Origin of the sequence: Nannocystis sp. RBIL2 (assembly GCF_026626745.1) — a bacterium.
Lineage (GTDB): Bacteria > Myxococcota_A > Polyangia > Nannocystales > Nannocystaceae > Nannocystis.
On the sequence record NZ_JAPNJW010000002.1, the window covers coordinates 824,869 to 842,071 of the forward strand.

Below are 17,203 nucleotides of genomic sequence, written 5' to 3' on the forward strand. Positions count from 1 at the left end.
CGCCGTATACCACGCTTCTCGCGCGCGGCGCGGGCGTCCCCGGCTCGCGGCTGCAGGCCTCCGCAGGTTGTCTCATTCCACTCGACGGGTGAGCGCTCGCACGCCGATGTCACGGCGGAACTGGCCGCCCTCGACCTCGATGCCGGCGAGCGCCGCGTAGGCGCGCTCGATGGCCGCCCGCAAGTCGACGCCGCGAGCGCAGACCCCGAGCACCCGCCCGCCACGGGTCTCCCAGCCGAGCGCGCCGCGACGCGTACCGGCGTGGAACACCTTGACGTCGGCGAGCTCCGCGACCGTCTCGAGCCCGCGGATCGCCGCGCCCGGTCGGGTCTCGCCGGGATAGCCGGCCGCCGCCACCACCACGCTGGCGGCCGGCGCGGCCGCGTAGGTCCTCGGCGTCAGCTCGCCGCGAGCGGCCGCCAGCAGGTCGGCGACGATCGGCGTCTGCAGCCCGAACAGCACCGGCTGCGCCTCCGGATCGCCGAAGCGGCAGTTGTACTCGATCACCTTCGGCGCCCCGTCCGGCGCGATCATCAGGCCGACGAACAGCACGCCGACGAAGCGTCGCCCCTCGGCGCGCAGCCCGGCCAGCGTCGGCCCCACGATCTCCTGCTCCGCCCGCCGCAGCACCGCCGCGTCGCACACCGGCGCCGGGCAGTAAGCGCCCATCCCGCCCGTGTTCGGCCCCTGATCGCCGTCGCGCAGGCGCTTGTGGTCCTGGGCGGGCGGCAGGAGGCTCCAGCGCTCGCCGTCGGTCAGCACGAACAGCGACGCCTCCTCGCCGTGCAGCCGCTCCTCGAGCACCACCGTCGCGCCGGCGTCCCCGAAGACATGTCCTTCGAGACAGGACCGAACGGCCAGCTCCGCCTCCTCGAAGGTCTCCGGCACGACCACGCCCTTGCCGGCCGCCAGGCCGCTGGCCTTGATCACCGGCGGGCTGGCGAACGAGCGCACCGCCGCCAGCGCCTCGTCGAGCCCGGTGGCCGTCGCGTGCGCCGCAGTCGGGATCGCGTGGCGGGCCATGAACGCCTTGGCCACAGCCTTGCTGCCCTCGAGCTCCGCGGCCGCCGCCGACGGCCCGAACACCGCGTGACCGGCCGCGCGCAGGCGGTCCGCCAGCCCGTCGACCAGCGGCTGCTCGGGGCCGACGATCACCAGGTCCGGGCGCAGCGCGTCGGCCAGCGCGACCTGGCCCGCGAGGTCGCCGACGCCGACCGCGTGGCAGGTCGCGTCCTCGGCGATGCCGTCGCTGCCCGGCGCCGCGTGGACCTCGTGGCCCTCGACGCGGCAGCGCCACGCCAGCGCGTGCTCGCGGCCGCCGCCGCCGACGATCAGGACCTTCAAGCTGCTCTTCGGGACATGCACGATCGCACCTGGCCTTTCGGACCTGCGCAAAAGGTCAGTGGCGGAAGTGCCGCTGACCGGTGAACACCATCGCCAGGCCGTGCTCGTCGGCCGCGGTCACGACCTCCTCGTCGCGGACCGAGCCGCCGGGCTGGACGATCGCGGTCACGCCGGCCGCGGCCGCGGCGTCGACCCCGTCGCGGAACGGGAAGAACGCGTCGGAGGCGAGCACCGCCCCCTGCGCGCGCTGGCCCGCGCGGGCCGTCGCCTGCCGGGCCGCCTCGACGCGCGAGGTCTGCCCGCCGCCGATGCCGACGGTCGCCCCGTCTTTGCACAGCACGATCGCGTTCGAGCGCACCGCCTTGCCGACGATCTGCGCCAGCTCGAGGTCGCGCAGCTCCGAGGCCGTGGGCGCGCGCCGGGTCGCCACCTTGCCCTGCCCCGCCGCGACCGTCACCGCGTCCTCGCGCTGGGCCAGCAGGCCGCCCGCGATCGAGCGCAGGCGCAAGGCCGGCTGGCTCTCGGGACCTGTCCCGACGAGCATGTCCTCGAGCGACAGCAGGCGGAGGTTCTTCTTGCTGGCCAGCAGCGCCAGCGCCTCCGGCCTGAACGACGGGGCGATGACCACCTCGAGGAAGGTCTCCGCGAGCCGCTCGGCGACGGCGCGGTCGACCGGCCCGGACAGCGCCACGATCCCGCCGAACGCGCTCTCGGCGTCGGCCTCGCGGGCGCGCACGTACACGTCCGCGAGCGACTCGTCGCCGCGGGCGATCGCCGCGCCGCACGGCGACACGTGCTTGATGACCGCGGCCGCCGGGCCCAGGCGGCTGAGGTCGCGGCACAGGCCCAGCGCCGCGTCGGCGTCGAGCAGGTTGTTGTACGACAGCGCCTTGCCCTGGTGCTGGACCGCGCGGTGCAGCCCGGCCGGCTCGCTGGCCGCCAGCTCGCTGGCGTAGAAGCGCGCCGGCTGGTGCGGGTTCTCGCCGTAGCGCAGCTCGCCCTGGGCCGCGCCGGCGACGAACAGCCGGTCGGGCAGCGCATCTGTCCCGACGGACAGGCCGGTGTCGTCGTAGCGCGCCAGGTAGCCGGCGATCGCCGCGTCGTAGGCGGCCGTGTGCGCGTAGGCCTTGCGCATCAGCGAGCGGCGCAGGCTCTCGGGCAGCGCGCCGCCGTGCTCGCGCAGCGCCTCACCGACGCGCGCGTAGTCGGCGGGATCGACGACCACCGCCACGCGCTGCCAGTTCTTGGCCGCCGCGCGCACCATCGCCGGACCGCCGATGTCGATGTTCTCGACCGCGTCCTCGAAGCTGCTGCCGGGCTTGGCGACGACCTGGCGGAACGGATAGAGGTTGACGACCACGAGGTCGATCGGCGCGATGCCGTGGAGCCGCAGCTCGGCCTCGTGCGCCGGGGTCGGCAGGGCCAGGATCCCGCCGTGGATCTTCGGATGCAACGTCTTGACGCGCCCGCCGAGGATCTCGGGCGCGCCGGTATACTCGCTCACCTTGACGACCGCGACGCCGAGCGCCTCGAGGGCCTGATAGGTCCCTCCGGTCGACAACACCTCGACCTGGGAGTCGATGAGGATCTGCGCCAGGACCTCGAGGTGGGTCTTGTCGCTGACGCTGACGAGGGCGCGACGGATCGGCGTGGGCGCGGTCATAGGCGCGCCCGCGGTACCACCCGCGCGGCGGCCGGGTCAACCCTCTTCGCGGGCCAGGTACGAGAGAAGATCCTCGCCGCCCGCTTCCTTGAGCTTGAGCAGGCCGCGGACCTCGACCTGGCGGATGCGCTCGCGCGTCAGGTTGAGGATCTCACCCACCTCTTCCAGCGTGATCCCGCCGCCTTGCGCGACGTCGAGGGCGCAAGAGTGCTGTAGCTCCCACACCTCGAGGTCGGGGAAGTTGATCTTGATACTGCCGGTCGCCGGGTTCACGTCGATGTAGAGGTGGTGCTTGCAGCTGACGTACGGGCACGGGCGGGCGACGTTGGCACACTCGCCGCGCGACTTGGGCCGCCAGTAGCTGCGCTCCGGGTAGAGCAGCGCGCCGATCCGCAGCTCTTCCTTGGTGAGCCGCTTCATCGCGATCGTCTTGGCGCGGGCGCGCCGCACGATCGGCCGCGGATCTTCGCCGTCGTCGCCGGCGTCGTCGTCGCCGGCTTCTTCACCGGCGTCGCTCGCGATCTCGTGGTCGGTGTCGTGGTCGCGGCCCTCGTCGAGGTCGCTGTCGCTATCGAGGTCGCTGCCGGTGGCGAGAGAGTTGTTCTTCAGCATGATGATCCCCATGCGGCGCGCGCGGAGCGGCGCCGTTATCCCCAAAATTCGCGGTGGTGAGCGGAACGAACGAGCAGGTCTAAAAGGACAGGTCCAAAAGGACAGTTACAAAAGTTCAGTCGGACTCGCGGCCCCACCGCCCCGCGGACGGACAGCGCCGCCGCCGGCGATGAGCAGCTTCTCGAGGCGGTAGACGCCGGACAGCAGCGCGTCGGCGGCCGAGCGGAGCGAGCGGAGCTCGCCGTAGAGGCTGTCGCGCCGCGGCGACGGATCCTCGGCGTCGATCTTCGCGGTGAAGGCGGACAGCAGCTCCTCGAGCGCCTCGTCGAGGATCTCGATGCTGTCCTTGAAGGTGAGGAACTTGGCCTGGATCTCCTCGATCGTGTAGCGCTCCGCCATCAACTTCTTGATGGTGTTGATGCGACGCACCGCGCGGATCGGGTACACGCCGTGCGAGCCGAGGTGCTTGCCCTTGTGGCCGACCCGCCGCGAGCGCGGCACCAGGCCGAGCTGCACGTAGCGGCGGAGGTTCGCCTCGCTGAACTTGACGTCGGCGTCCTCGAACACCGCGACGAGCTGCTGCGACGACAGCCCCTCGGGGCTGGTCACTTCGATGTCGCGGATCTGGGCTTCGGTGAGCGCGGTCGGCATGGCGGGGTGCTGCGGAGGGAGTCGCGGCCGGGAGCGCGTGGAAGGCAGTGCCCGGGCGGAGAGGCTTCACAAGGTAGCGGAGGTGCGATCCAAGCCGTGTAGTTCCTTTGGCGCGATCAGGTTGGCTTGTGGGTCCGCAATATAATCTACTGAGTAGATCACTAGAAGCACTTTCACGCGAGCTCGGCAAGTTTCGGTCGTCTCGCATTCTGCGATAACGTTCAGTACCCCCCTGCCCAGGCATTCAGTTGAAGCGCCGTACGAGCAGCTGTCGCGCCCGCGAGTCCGTCGCGCGAGCAACAGCCTCAGCCGCCGCAACGCTGGCCAGACGCGAGATCTCGCCGCCGCCACGACACGGCCGACCGCCGGCTCGATCTACTCAAGCGATCGCAGTGACACGCGCTCGCAAACTCGATGTGCAGATCTCCATCACTGAGATCTCGTCGAGTGCCGCCTGACCTTCGAGCCAGGCGCAGCCGACGCGCGCATGCGCGCAACCGCCGACTCGCTTCACGCGATCTGGCCGTAAACCCCAGCAAACGGGCGATCAGCACGGGTTCCGGAGATCGCATCTCGCGAAGCCGGCTCGCGCTGCCGGCCCCTCGTCATGCGCCGCAGCAAGTCGGCTCCACGAGCCGACTTGCGAGCATCACGAGGCAGCAAGTCGGCTCCACGAGCCGACTTGCGAGACGCAGCACGACCCGCCAGGAGCTCGCTACGCCGGAGCAGCAGATCTCGCTCGCAACTTGCGAGTCGGCCCGCGCTGGCCGGCGTGACGCTCCCAGGCGGGACCTCGATCGCCGCGCGCTCGCATGCTGCGAGGAAGGCAGCGACCGCTCGCAACCTGCGAGCCCTGCCCTCGCCGCTCGCTCGGCCCGACCGCTCGCAACTTGCGAGGAGAGATCCGTCCCTCGCAACTCGCGAGGCCTGTCCTCGCGGCCCGCCCCACCCGACCGCTCGCAACTTGCGAGGCCCGCCGCCCTCGAGCCGCGAGCCTGTGCCCGGCATCCGCACCGGCCGGCCGGCCGCCTACTTCGAGCGCCGATCGCAACTTGCGAGCGCGACCGCCGGCATCGACCCGCGATCGCTTACCAACCCTGCGCTCACTCGCGCGCGGCCTGAAACCTGAGGGTTCCTGCCCTCGGCTCGGCGCGCGCTCCAACTAGCGAGCCGTCGACGCACTCACGGGCGTGGCGCCTACGGGCGGCTCGAGCTCGACTCTTCGAGCACTCGCCGCGTACAGGCGTGGGGAGGATCGAGCTGCAGCGGCGCAGGTTCTGGCGAACGCGACCCTGAAGGTCGTGCCCGCCCATGGCTGTCCCAAAGGACAGGAGCATCCCATCGCTCGCTCGTGTTGCCGCGACGCACGCTCACGGAGCCTCGCGTCGTCGCGCGAGCCTTCGTTCAACCCGGCGACAGGGCGATGGTCGACAGCGACGCGAGCGAGCGCCAAGCGATCGGGTCGTAGCGCTCGGGGCCGCCGTACTTGTACGACTTCTTCTCGTGCTGCCAGACCACGCCCCGGTCGACGCAGCCGTGGAACCGGTCGTCGCGCGGGCAGTAGATCCGGACGTGGAAGTGGTCGCTGTGCGTCGGTGCGTCGGGCGGGTCGTACATCACCGCGCGCGCGTACTCGATGAGCCAGCGCGGCTTCTTGTGGCGCGTCGCGTACTCGAGGAGCCGGTCCTCGAGCGGCAGAGACACGAAGATCCACTGCACGCGGATGGTAGCGTCGCTGAGCAGCGCCTCGACCAGGGCCCAGTTGCGAGCGGTGTCGAAGCGGCGCTCCTGCCAGATCGCGTCGTTGTAGGTGCCCTTGCCGCGGACGTACGGCTTGCCCTCGCCGTCGTAGCGGATCATGTCGTTCTCCGGGGGCGCCAGCGGCTTGCCCTGTTCGTCGACGCTGTAGAAGATCAGGTCGACGTCGCGGCCGCTCTGGTGGCTGCTGTGCCACTTCGACTTGCCGCCGCGCTGCGGGCTGAGGTCGGCGATGCCGAGCGTCGCCTTCTTGGCCCCGCCGCGCACCGTCTTGGCCGCGCGACCCAAGGCGCTGACCAGCTCCTCGGTGCCGTACTGGAACCCGCGCGTCTTCCAGCGCTCGCCCACCGAGAAGCCGCTGCCCGTCAGCTCGAGCTTGGCCGGCCGGCGCAGGCGGCCGTGGCTCGACAGGCCGGTCGACACGCTGGTGCCGTCGGTCCAGAGGTTGGGACCGGCGCAGCTGGTGAGGACGAGCCCGAACGCGAGCGCGACGGCCTTCGCGCGACGACGCATACCCTCATTCTTTTAGTCCCTCCGCGTCACGCTGTCCAAAGACGGGCAAACTCGCGCTGGCGCGCGTGGTGCCGCGTCCGAGGTTGCAGACCCGGCGACCGCCGCGAACAGCCACCGAGGACCGAGGAGAGGTCCGCCCCCGCGCGAGGCGCCCGGGCGTACGCGTGCATGCGGGCGAGAAAGCGAAAAGGGCCGAGCCCCGCGAGGGACTCGGCCCGGTGCGCGCCGGAGCGCGTCAGTTCTTCTCTTCGAACTCGGCGTCGATCACGTCGCCTTCGCTCTTGGAGCCGGCGCTCGCTCCGCCCGGACCACCCGGGCCCGGACCGGCACCACCCGGCCCGCCGGGGCCGCCGGGGCCCTGCTGCTCGGCGCCGGGCTGCCCGTACGCCGCCTGCGCCAGCTTGTGCGAGGCCTGCATCAGCTTGTCCTTGGCGGCCGCGATCCGGTCGTCGTCCTTGGAGTCGAACGCCGCCTTCGCGTCGGTGATGGCCGCCTCGACCTCGGCCTTCGGCCCGGCCGGGAACTTGTCCCCGTTCTCGGCCAGCAGCTTCTCGGTCTGGATGATCAGCGCCTCGAGGCCGTTGCGGTTCTCGATCGCCTGGCGGCGCTTCTTGTCCTCGGCCTCGAACTTGGAGGCGTCGTTGACCATCCGCTCGATCTCGTCCTGCTTGAGGCCGCTGCTCGCGGTGATGGTGATGTTGGCCTCCTTACCGGTCGCCCGGTCCTTGGCCGACACCTTGACGATGCCGTTGGCGTCGATGTCGAACGTGACCTCGATCTGCGGCACACCGCGCGGCGCGGCCGGGATGCCGCCGAGGCTGAAGCGGCCGAGCGTGCGGTTGTCGGTCGCCATGCTGCGCTCGCCCTGGACCACGTGGACCTCGACCGACGGCTGGTTGTCGGCCGCAGTGGTGAACACCTCGGTCTTCTTGGTCGGGATCGTGGTGTTGCGCGGGATGAGCACGGTGGTCACGCCGCCGAGGGTCTCGATGCCGAGGCTGAGCGGAGTGACGTCGACGAGCACGATGTCGGTGACATCACCGGCGAGCACGCCCGCCTGGACCGCCGCGCCGAGACCGACGACCTCGTCGGGGTTGACGCTGCGGTTCGGGTCCTTGCCGAAGAACTCCTTGACGTACTTCTGGACCATCGGCACGCGGGTCGAGCCGCCGACGAGCAGGATCTCGTCGATGTCGCCAGGCGACTTCTTGGCGTCGGCGAGCGCCTTCTTGACCGGCTCGATCGTCTTCTTGACCAGGTCCTCGATCATCGACTCGAACTTGGCGCGCGACAGGCGGATCTGCAGGTGCTTCGGCCCGGTCGCGTCGGCGGTCAAGAACGGCAGGTTGATCTCGCTCTCGCTCGCCTGCGACAGCTCGATCTTGGCCTTCTCGGCCGCGTCCTTGAGGCGCTGCAGCACGAGCTTGTCGCCGCCGACGTCGATGCCGGTGTCCTTCTTGAACTCGGCGATCAGCCACTTGATGATGCGGTCGTCGAGGTCGTCGCCGCCGAGGTGCGTGTCGCCGTTGGTCGAGATGACCTCGACCACGCTCTCGGCGACCTCGAGGATCGAGATGTCGAAGGTACCGCCGCCGAGGTCGTAGACCGCGATGGTCTGCTCCTTGGAGCTCTTGCCCTTGCCGAGGCCGTAGGCCAGCGCGGCCGCGGTCGGCTCGTTGACGATGCGCTTCACGTCGAGGCCGGCGATCTTGCCGGCGTCCTTGGTCGCCTGGCGCTGCGCGTCGTTGAAGTACGCCGGGACGGTGATGACCGCCTCGTTGACCGTCTCGCCGAGGTAGTCCTCGGCGGCCTTCTTGAGCTTCATCAAGATGCGCGCGCTGATCTCGGGCGGTGAGTAGGCCTTGCCGCGGATCGAGATGTGCGCGTCGCCGTTGGGCGCCTTGACGACCTTGTAGGGCACGCGGTTGACCTCGTGCGAAGACACGTCGAGGCCCATGCCCATGAAGCGCTTGACCGAGTAGACGGTGTTCTCGGGGTTGGTGATCGCCTGGCGCCGCGCCTGCTGACCGACGAGGACGTTGCCATTCGCTTCGAAGGCCACCACCGACGGGGTGGTGCGACCGCCCTCTTCGTTGGGGATGACTTTCGGCTCGCTGCCCTCCATCACGCAGACGACGGAGTTGGTCGTGCCGAGGTCGATACCGATGATCTTGCCCATTGTGGAACTCTGACCTTTCTCGGACTTGGGCCCGTACGGGCCGGGGGACTTCTGCTTCCCTCTCGAGCCCACCAGGCCGGGAAGCGTTACGGGCGCAGAGTAAGGCCCGGTTCTCGCATGTCAATCGGCCGGCGAGCGGCCCGAGCAGGTGGAAGGGCCCGGAAAATGCACCGGGTCGCAGCGCCCCGAGCGACCGAACGAATCGGTCGCTCGCAACCAAAGGCCGCGGGCCCGGGGATGAGACTCCCAGGGCCCAGCGGTCCGCAAAAGCCGCGCTCAGGTGGCGGCCGTGGCGGGCGGCTCGCCGCGAGCGCCTTGGGTCGAGGTGACCTCGGGGGCTGCGTCGGCCGGGATGACCGGGCGCTCGAACACGTGCTCGGCCACGTCGTGCACGTTCTTCACGCAGAGGATCGTCATGTCTTGCCGGATCTCCTCCGGCACGTCGACCACGTCCTTCTGGTTGCGCTCGGGCAGGATCACGCGCTTGATGCCGGCGCGGTGGGCCGCGAGCATCTTCTCCTTGATGCCGCCGACCGGGAGCACGAGGCCGCGCAGGGTGATCTCACCGGTCATCGCCACGTCCGGACGGACGCATGTGCCGGTGAGCAGCGAGGTGATCGCGGCGAACATCGCCACGCCCGCCGAAGGGCCGTCCTTCGGGATCCCGCCCGCGGGCACGTGGACGTGGATGTCGATGTTCTCGATCGCCGACTTCTCGATGCCGAGCGGGCCGAGGTGGCTCTTCACGTAGCTCATCGCCGCCTGGGCCGACTCCTTCATCACGTCGCCGAGCTGGCCGGTGAGCATGAGCCCGCCCTTGCCGGGCATCTGGGTCGCCTCGACGAACATGATCTCGCCGCCGACCGGGGTCCAGGCGAGGCCGGTGGCCACGCCGGGCTCGGCCGTGCGCTCGGCGACCTCGGGCAGGTACTTCTGGGGCCCGAGGTACTCCGGGATCACGTCCTTGGTGATGACGACCTCGTCCTTGACCTCGCCCTCGACCACCTTGACCGCGATCCCGCGGATGACGGAGCTGATCTCGCGCTCGAGGTTACGGACGCCGGCCTCGTGGGTGTAGCTGTCGATCATCTCGAGCAGCGCGTCGTCGGTGAAGCTGACCTTGAGGTCGGTCTTCTCGAGCCCGTGCTCGCTGATCTGCTTCGGCAGCAGGAAGCGCTTGGCGATCGCCAGCGACTCCTGGCGCGTGTAACCGGGCAGACGCAGGATCTCGAGCCTGTCCTTCAGGGCAGGCGGGATCGGGTCGAGGTAGTTCGACGTGGCGATGAACATCACCCGCGACAGGTCGAACGGGACCTCGAGGTAGTGGTCGCTGAACGACCAGTTCTGCTCGGGGTCGAGGACCTCGAGCAGCGCCGAGCCCGGGTCGCCGCGGAAGTCGTGGCCGAGCTTGTCGATCTCGTCGAGCATCATCACCGGGTTGTTGGTGCCGGCGCGCTTGATGCCCTGGATGATGCGGCCCGGCAGCGAGCCGACGTAGGTGCGTCGGTGGCCGCGGATCTCGGCCTCGTCGCGCACGCCGCCGAGGCTGATGCGGACGAACTTGCGGCCGATCGCGCGGGCGATGCTCTTGCCGAGCGAGGTCTTGCCGACGCCGGGCGGGCCGAGGAGGCACAGGATCGGGCCCTTCTTGCTGGCGTTGAGCTTGAGCACCGCCATGTACTCGAGGATGCGCTTCTTGACCTTCTCGAGGTCGTAGTGATCCTCGTTGAGCACGGTGCGGACCGTGGCGATGTCGAGCTGGTCCTCGCTGGAGATCGACCACGGCAGGTCGACGAGCCACTCGAGGTACGTGCGGGTGACGGTGTACTCGGCGCTGCTGGGCTGCATCGCCTTGAGCCGGTCGAGCTGCTTGCGCGCGACCTTCTCCGCCTCCTCGGGCATCTTCGCGTCGGCGATCTTCTTCTGGAACTCCTCGATGTCGCCGGACTCGTCGTCGATCTCGCCGAGCTCGCCCTTGATCGCCTTGAGCTGCTGGCGCAGCACGTACTCGCGCTGCGAGTGGCCCATCTCCTCCTGGACCTGCGAGTTGATGCGCTCGCGGACCTTGAGGATCTCGAGCTGACGCGTGAGCAGCATCAGCACCTTGCGCAGGCGCTCGCGCACGTTGTTGGCGGCCAGGACCTCTTGCTTCTCGCCGGCCTCGATGTCGAGGTTGCTGATCACGAGGTCCGCGACCTGGCTGGGATCGCTGACGCTGTCGAGCAGCGCCGCCGCCTCGCGCGGCAGCTCGGGCACCAGCGCGATCAGCCGCTTGGCCGTCTCCTTGATGCTCTGGACCAGCGCGACGGCCTCGACGTCCTCGCCCTCGACGTCGGGCAGCTCGGTGACGCGGGCCTTGAGGAACGGCTCGCTGGTGACCACGCGCTCGATCGAGATCCGCATCACCCCTTGCAGGATGACGCTGTAGTTGTCCTTCGCGAGCTTGATGACCTTGAGGATCCGCGCCGCGCAGCCGACCGCGTGCAGGTCGGCCTCGGTCGGCTCTTCGACGCGAGCCTCGCGTTGGGTGACGATGCCGATGATCGGCCGTTCGTTCGCGATCGCCTCTTCGATCAGCTTGACGGACTTGGGCCGCCCCACGTCGATCGGGATGATCGAGCCGGGGAACAACACCGAGTTGCGCAGGGGCAGGAGCGAGATGACCTCGGGCAGCTCCGGGGGCTCTTCGCGGCGACCTGGGGGCGGAGTAAGGGTGTTTTCGGTCACAAGAGTGCCGGAAACGTAACACTCGGCCCTAGGCTGTCAACCACGCGAGTTCCACGCGCGCGGACGGCTGATTCGTGGCCCGAAGAACGGAATTTGCGGTCTCGGGCGCGGACGGACGCGTCGTCAATTACGCCGATAGTCCGCGAGAATCGGCGCGCGCCCCGGCCGGGCGCAGCGACGATGTTATAGTCGCGGTAAGTGCATCCTTTTCTGCTCATCGTCCAGGCCGGGCCGGATCGCGGGCGCCAGCTCGAGCTCGGCGACGGGCCACTGACGATCGGCCGCGGCCAGGGCGAGGGCCTGCAACTCGGCGACGGGGCGGTCTCGCGCCATCACCTCACGATCCAGCTCGACCGCGCGGCCGGCCGCCTCCGCGTCGTCGAAGTCGCCGGCGTCAATCCCGTGTGGAGCGTCGCCGAGGGCCAGCGCCTGGCGCTGAAGGCGGGTCAGGAGCTGGCACCGGGCGCGGCCTTCACTCTCGGCAACACCACCCTCGGCTTCGCCACGCCCGAGCCCGCCGCGCCGGTCCGCGGCACGGTCGAGCTCGATGCAGCGCGGGCGATCTCCAGCCCCGAAGGTCGCAACCGCCTGGCGTCCCTGGCGGCCCTCGGCGACAAACTCGCCCGCTGCGGCTCGTTGCCGGGGGTGTTCCGCGCCGCCACGGCGTGGGCGCTGGAGGCCCTGCCGGCGACGCGGGCGCTGCTCCTCAGCCCTGACGGCAGCGACATCCTGAGCAGCGCGACCGCCGGCCCGGTCTGCGACCTGGCCCTGTCGCCCGCCCTGCTCGCCCGGGTGCTCCGCGAGCGCCGCGGCTTCCTGCTCCGCGACGTGCTCGCCGAGCCCGACCTGGCCGACCGCCGCAGCGTGCAGCTGCGCGGCATCGTCGGGGCCATGGCCGCCCCCGCGGAGGGGCTTATCTTCTACGCCGAGTGGGACGCGCCACGCGCCGTGCGGGCGACCTACGACGAGCAAGCCCTGCTCCTCCTGGTCTGCGCCGCCCAGCTCGTCAGCGCCAGCGGCGAGAGCGCGGGCGAGCGACAGCAGCTGACGGCCGCTGCGAAGCTGTCCCAAAAGACAGGCTACACGCCGAGCCAGATCATCGGCAATTCGCCGTCGATCCAGCGCCTGCACGTGTTCCTCGAGCGCGTCGCGGCCACGCCGACCACGGTGCTCCTGTTCGGCGAGAGCGGTACCGGCAAGGAGCTCGCCGCCGGCATGGTCCACGCCCTGTCGCCGCGGTCGGTCCGGCCGTTCGTCGCCGTCAATTGCGCCGCAATTCCAGAGGGCTTGCTCGAGAGCGAGCTGTTCGGCCACGAGAAAGGGGCGTTCACCGGCGCGGTCAGCCAACACGAAGGCGTGTTCGTGCGAGCCCACGGCGGCACGCTGTTCATGGACGAGATCGGCGAGCTCAGCCTGCCCGCGCAGGCGCGGATGCTCCGCGTGCTCGAGAACCGCACGCTCATGCGCGTCGGCGGCACCAAGGAGCTCTCGGTCGACGTGCGGCTGATCGCCGCCACCCACCGCAATCTGCCGCAGATGGTCGAATCGGGCCGGTTCCGCGAAGACCTGCTGTACCGGCTCAGCGTCATCCAGACGACCATCCCGCCGCTGCGCGAGCGTCGCGACGACATCCCGCGGCTCACCCTCCACTTCGCCAAGCTGTTCGGCGAGAGCCTGGGCCGGCGGATCACCGACGTCTCGCCGGCCGCGCTCGAGGTGCTGACGCGCTATCGCTGGCCGGGCAACGTCCGCGAGCTCCGCAACGTCATCGAGCGGGCCATGGTCCTCGGCGACGGGCCTGTCCTCGACCTCGACGATCTCCCGCCCGAGTTGATGCGCGCCGCGCCGATCGCTCCGGCCGAGGCCCCGCCCGATGCACGGCTCGTGCGCCCGCTGGCGGAGCTCGAGCGCGAGGCGATCCTCGGCGCCCTCGCGGCCACCGACGGCAACAAGGCCCGCGCCGCCGCGCTCCTCGGCATCGACCGCACCACGCTCTACCGCAAGCTCAAGGACTACGCGCTCGGCTGAGGCCCAACCGGCGTTGGCGCGCCCGCTCACGGGCCGCTGCGGCCGAATTTCGCGTAGAGGCTGCAAAGCGGAGCCCGCGAACCACGACCTCGGGGTGTGCATCCACGACACCTCCTCTCTCCCCTCCTCTCCTTCGCTACCGCCTGCGGCGCCTGGACTCCGCAGCCCGCCGGCGTCCCGACCGACACCTCGACCTCCTCCTCCTCCGGCAGCAGCGGCGCCGGGACCTCGACCACCTTCGAGGGCACCACCTGGCCGAACCTGACCGACTGGGGCGCGGCCCCGGCCGACCTCGGGCTCCCCGAGCCCACCTCGACCTTCGGGACAGGGTCCGGAGGACCTGTCCTCACGGACACGGGCGGCGAGCCGGGCATCGACCTGAGCGTGCTGCGGATCACGGAGGTGATGGCCGATCCCGACGGCAAGGACGGCGGCGCGGCGAGTCCGGAGTTCGTCGAGGTCACCCACGTCGGCGACGGCCCGCTGACCCTCGGCGGCCTGGTCGTCGTCGCGCGCAGCTGGCCCGAGCTATGGATGGGCGATCTCGGGATCGGCGGCGAAGTGCTGCTCCCCGGCGAACGCCTGCTGCTGGTGCGCTACGCCAGCCCGGCCGATCTACCTGTCCCTTCGGTCCTGCGCGAGGGCGAGGTCCTGCGCGCGGCGTTCGCCGACAGCGGCGGCCTGCGCAATGACGACGGGGCCATCGGCCTGCGCGACCAGGACGGCAACTTCGGCGACACTCTCCTCTACGGCGCGGCTCAGCCGGCGCCCTTCGACGATCCCGCGCTGTGGAGCGGCCCGCCCGCGGAGGTGCCCGGCGCCGGCGAGTCGCTGTGCCGCGTCGACCCGGCCGCCGACAGCGACAGCGCCGCCGACTGGATCGCCTGCGCCCCGAGCCCCGGCGAGCTGCCCAATCTCGGCGACGACACCACCGGTGACCCGCCCCTCCCCGCGACGCTGGCGATCGTCGAGGTGCTCAGCAACCCGCCCGGACCGGCCAGCCTCGAGAAGCACGCAGAGTTCGTCGAGGTCGTGAACCTCGGGCCTGGCGACGTCGACCTCGCCGCGTTCACGCTGGCCGATTCGGTCGATCCCGAGGCGCCCGGCGCCGATCCGCTGCTCTACTTCGACGGCGACGGGGGCTGCGCTCCGAGCACCTGCCTCGCACCTGGCCGAAAGGCCCTGCTCGTCGGCTCCTTGTACGAAGGACCCGTCGGCGACGCCCTGGTCCTGAGGACCGACGACAACGCGCTCGCCAACGCGGGGCTCGGCAACTTCGAGGCGGTCGTGCTGCGCGACGACCTGGGCGAGCTGCGCAGCAGCTACCGCGTCTGGCGGGACCTGCTGGCGGCGCCGGATCCGGCGACCCAGGAGGCGGCGCTGGTCCGCGTCGCGCCGGAGGCACCGGACGCGCCGGAGAGCTGGGATTTCGCGGCGCCGAGCCCGGGGCTCTGAGCCACGGCGCAGCTCAAGATCGCGAACACGATCAGCTTGGAGGCGCCGAGCAGGAGGGTCGACAGATCGCCCCCCTGGGCGGCCGCGATGGGGTTCGCGGCGAAGGTCCCGGTCAGCGCGGCCATGGCTTACTCGCGGCTCCGTCGCCGACGCGCACGAGCGGCCGGCCGCACCAGGTTGTCGCTGTCCTCGAGGTCATAGATGAGCTCGAGCTCTTCCTTGCCGAGCTCGTCGCGGTCGCCGTGGAGGGCCTCGCGCTGAAACTCTTCAAAGCTGGTGAACGCGTTGCGGTAGTAGCTCATGCCCACCTTGTAAGCGTTGTCCTACATGTGGGCAAGAAAACGACCTTGAATCACACCATCTCCCTCTTCGCGGGCGAGCGGCGCGGCTCCGGCCGTGGTAGGGAGTGGCCCCGTGCCGAAGGTCACCGCATCGAGGTCGCCCGCGCGGCGGCGACCGCGGATCGTCGCTGTCAGCAACCAAAAGGGCGGCGAGGGCAAGACGACCACCGCCGTCAACCTCGCCGCCAGCCTGGCCGCAGCCGAGCGCAAGGTCCTCCTCGTCGATCTCGACCCCCAGGGCAACGCCAGCTCGGCGGTCGGTTATCCCCGCGGCCACGTCGACAAGGGCACCTACGAGCTGATGCTGGGCGCCGCCCCGCTCAAGGACGTGGTCCACCCGACCGAGCTGCCCACCCTGCAGGTCGTCCCTGCGTCGGCCGACCTGACGGGCGCCGAGATCGAGCTGGTGGGCGTCCACGGCCGCGAGTCGGTCCTGCGCGTCGCGCTCGATCGGGCCGAGGCCGAGCTCGACTGGGACTTCGTCATCCTCGACTGCCCGCCGTCGCTGGGCCTCATCACCCTCAACGCGCTGGTCGCCGCCGACACCGTGTTGATTCCGATGCAGGCCAAGTACTTCTCGCTCGAGGGCCTGGGCGCGCTGACCGGCACCATCGACCGCGTCCGCGCGGCGCTCAACCCCCGCCTCGCGATCGAGGGCATCGTCTTCTGCATGTTCGACCGCCGCACCAACCTGGCGCAGCAGGTCGTCGCCGAGGTCCGCCAGCACTTCGCCGACAAGGTGTTCGCCACCGCCATCCCGCCCAACGTCCGCCTGAGCGAGAGCCCGAGCCACGGCAAGCCGGTCCTCCTCTACGACATCGAGAGCAAGGGCGCCCGCGCCTACCTCGATCTCGCCCAGGAGCTGCTGTCCCGCATCGAAGCGAGGCCCGACGCGTGAACCTCCCCAAACGGCCCCCTGCCCTCGGCCGCGGCCTCGGCGCCCTGATCCCGCAGGCGCCGGCGCCGGCCGCCGCTGCCGACACCCCTGCCGCCGCCCCGTCCGGGCCGGCGCTGCGCACCTTGCCCATCGAACAGATCGCGGCCAACCCCGACCAGCCGCGCAAGCAGTTCGAGCCGGTGCTCCTGCGCGAGCTGGCCGACAGCCTCAAGCGCCACGGGCTGCTGCAGCCGGTGGTCGTGACGCCCAACCCCGGCCTCCCCGGGCACTACATCCTCGTCGCCGGTGAACGCCGCTGGCGGGCCGCGCAGCTGGCCGGGCTGCAGGAGCTGCCGGCCGTCGTCCGCGACACGCCCGAGAGCGATCGCCTCGAGCTCGCGGTGCTCGAGAACCTCCAACGCCTCGACCTCACGCCGATCGAGGAGGCCCAGGCCTACCGCCAGCTCATCGACGTCCGCGGCTACACGCAGGACCAGCTGGCCGAGCGCCTGAGCAAGGATCGCAGCACGATCGCCAACGCGGTGCGGCTGCTCCGCCTGCCCTCGAAGGTGCAAGACCTCGTGCAGGACGGCCGCCTCAGCATGGGCCACGCGCGCGCCTTGCTGGCGCTCGAGCACGCGGCCGACATGCTGTCCCTCGCCTACGAGGCGATCGAGAAGGGCCTCAGCGTCCGCGCGGTCGAGCGCGCGGTGCGGGAGCGCCTGCGGCCGGCCGAGCCCGAGGCCGAGCCCGACCCCGAGACGCACAAGCGAGCGGTGATCGTCCGCGACCTCGAGGAGCGGCTGCGCCGCAGCCTCGGGGTCAAGGTCGCCGTGCGCTCCGACTCGAAGAAGAAGGGCTCGGGCACCATCGAGGTCCCCTACGGCAGCCTCGACGAGCTCGACCGCCTGCTCGAGCATCTGCTCGGCGAGCGTAGCGACGACGAGGCCTGAGCGCGAGCGAGCATGCTCTTTGGGGCATGTCTCTCCGAGCATGTCCGAGAGGCGTCTCGCTCGGGCTGACTCAGTGATGACGACGCCCAAGCTTGACGCGGC

12 protein-coding genes are annotated in these 17,203 nt (G+C 70.6%); 4 read left to right on the forward strand and 8 right to left on the reverse strand.

Features of this window, described 5'->3' with window-relative positions:
* Positions 1–72 precede the first annotated feature (72 nt).
* The 7 genes from purD to lon form a co-directional block, all read right to left on the reverse strand.
* On the reverse strand, positions 73–1,365 hold the full coding sequence (purD, locus tag OV090_RS28515) for a phosphoribosylamine--glycine ligase (RefSeq protein ID WP_267707778.1): 1,293 nt from the start codon (positions 1,363–1,365) through the stop codon (positions 73–75).
* 34 nt (positions 1,366–1,399) lie between these two features.
* Positions 1,400–3,007 carry a bifunctional phosphoribosylaminoimidazolecarboxamide formyltransferase/IMP cyclohydrolase gene (gene purH, locus OV090_RS28520; RefSeq protein ID WP_267707779.1) on the reverse strand — a complete coding sequence of 536 codons (1,608 nt, stop codon included), beginning with the start codon at positions 3,005–3,007 and terminating at the stop codon, positions 1,400–1,402.
* A 36-nt stretch (positions 3,008–3,043) separates the two neighbouring features.
* A complete protein-coding gene (locus OV090_RS28525) occupies positions 3,044–3,619 on the reverse strand; it encodes a sigma factor-like helix-turn-helix DNA-binding protein (RefSeq protein WP_267707780.1) in 576 nt (191 codons plus the stop codon).
* A gap of 105 nt (positions 3,620–3,724) precedes the next feature.
* Positions 3,725–4,270: a MerR family transcriptional regulator gene (locus OV090_RS28530; RefSeq protein ID WP_267707781.1), complete on the reverse strand. Its 546-nt coding sequence runs from the start codon at positions 4,268–4,270 to the stop codon at positions 3,725–3,727.
* Positions 4,271–5,674: 1,404 nt separating this feature from the next.
* Positions 5,675–6,541, reverse strand: a complete 867-nt coding sequence (locus tag OV090_RS28535; RefSeq protein ID WP_267707783.1) for a penicillin-insensitive murein endopeptidase — start codon at positions 6,539–6,541, stop codon at positions 5,675–5,677.
* A gap of 235 nt (positions 6,542–6,776) precedes the next feature.
* Positions 6,777–8,720 (reverse strand): molecular chaperone DnaK, encoded by a 1,944-nt coding sequence (dnaK, locus tag OV090_RS28540; RefSeq protein WP_267707784.1) that lies wholly within the window; start codon positions 8,718–8,720, stop codon positions 6,777–6,779.
* 276 nt (positions 8,721–8,996) lie between these two features.
* Entirely contained in the window at positions 8,997–11,447 is a 2,451-nt protein-coding gene (gene lon / locus OV090_RS28545; protein ID WP_267707785.1) for an endopeptidase La, read from the reverse strand.
* Between the two features lie 198 nt (positions 11,448–11,645).
* Here lon and OV090_RS28550 point away from each other — a divergent pair, with 198 nt between their 5' ends.
* Both OV090_RS28550 and OV090_RS28555 read left to right on the forward strand, forming a co-directional pair.
* On the forward strand, positions 11,646–13,475 hold the full coding sequence (locus OV090_RS28550; RefSeq protein ID WP_267707786.1) for a sigma 54-interacting transcriptional regulator: 1,830 nt from the start codon (positions 11,646–11,648) through the stop codon (positions 13,473–13,475).
* A gap of 96 nt (positions 13,476–13,571) precedes the next feature.
* On the forward strand, positions 13,572–14,930 hold the full coding sequence (locus OV090_RS28555) for a hypothetical protein (RefSeq protein ID WP_267707787.1): 1,359 nt from the start codon (positions 13,572–13,574) through the stop codon (positions 14,928–14,930).
* 128 nt (positions 14,931–15,058) lie between these two features.
* On the opposite strand, the gene OV090_RS28560 is transcribed toward OV090_RS28555, so the two are convergent.
* The gene (locus tag OV090_RS28560) at positions 15,059–15,232 is read right to left on the reverse strand and encodes a hypothetical protein (RefSeq protein ID WP_267707788.1); all 174 of its coding nucleotides are present in this window, start codon (positions 15,230–15,232) and stop codon (positions 15,059–15,061) included.
* A gap of 112 nt (positions 15,233–15,344) precedes the next feature.
* On the opposite strand from OV090_RS28560, the gene OV090_RS28565 reads away from it, so the two are divergent.
* Together OV090_RS28565 and OV090_RS28570 are read left to right on the forward strand one after the other, a co-directional pair.
* Positions 15,345–16,169: an AAA family ATPase gene (locus OV090_RS28565; protein ID WP_267707789.1), complete on the forward strand. Its 825-nt coding sequence runs from the start codon at positions 15,345–15,347 to the stop codon at positions 16,167–16,169.
* Positions 16,166–17,101, forward strand: a complete 936-nt coding sequence (locus OV090_RS28570; protein WP_267707790.1) for a ParB/RepB/Spo0J family partition protein — start codon at positions 16,166–16,168, stop codon at positions 17,099–17,101. The genes OV090_RS28565 and OV090_RS28570 overlap by 4 nt, the downstream gene beginning before the upstream one ends.
* The last annotated feature ends 102 nt before the right edge of the window (positions 17,102–17,203 follow it).

Bases quoted from the DNA above. Each gene is read 5' to 3' on its own strand.
- purH (WP_267707779.1), bottom strand. From the start codon at position 3,007: ATGACCGCGCCCACGCCGATCCGTCGCGCCCTCGTCAGCGTCAGCGAC.
- OV090_RS28525 (WP_267707780.1), bottom strand. From the start codon at position 3,619: ATGCTGAAGAACAACTCTCTCGCCACCGGCAGCGACCTCGATAGCGAC.
- OV090_RS28530 (WP_267707781.1), bottom strand. From the start codon at position 4,270: ATGCCGACCGCGCTCACCGAAGCCCAGATCCGCGACATCGAAGTGACC.
- OV090_RS28535 (WP_267707783.1), bottom strand. From the start codon at position 6,541: ATGCGTCGTCGCGCGAAGGCCGTCGCGCTCGCGTTCGGGCTCGTCCTC.
- dnaK (WP_267707784.1), bottom strand. From the start codon at position 8,720: ATGGGCAAGATCATCGGTATCGACCTCGGCACGACCAACTCCGTCGTC.
- OV090_RS28560 (WP_267707788.1), bottom strand. From the start codon at position 15,232: ATGAGCTACTACCGCAACGCGTTCACCAGCTTTGAAGAGTTTCAGCGC.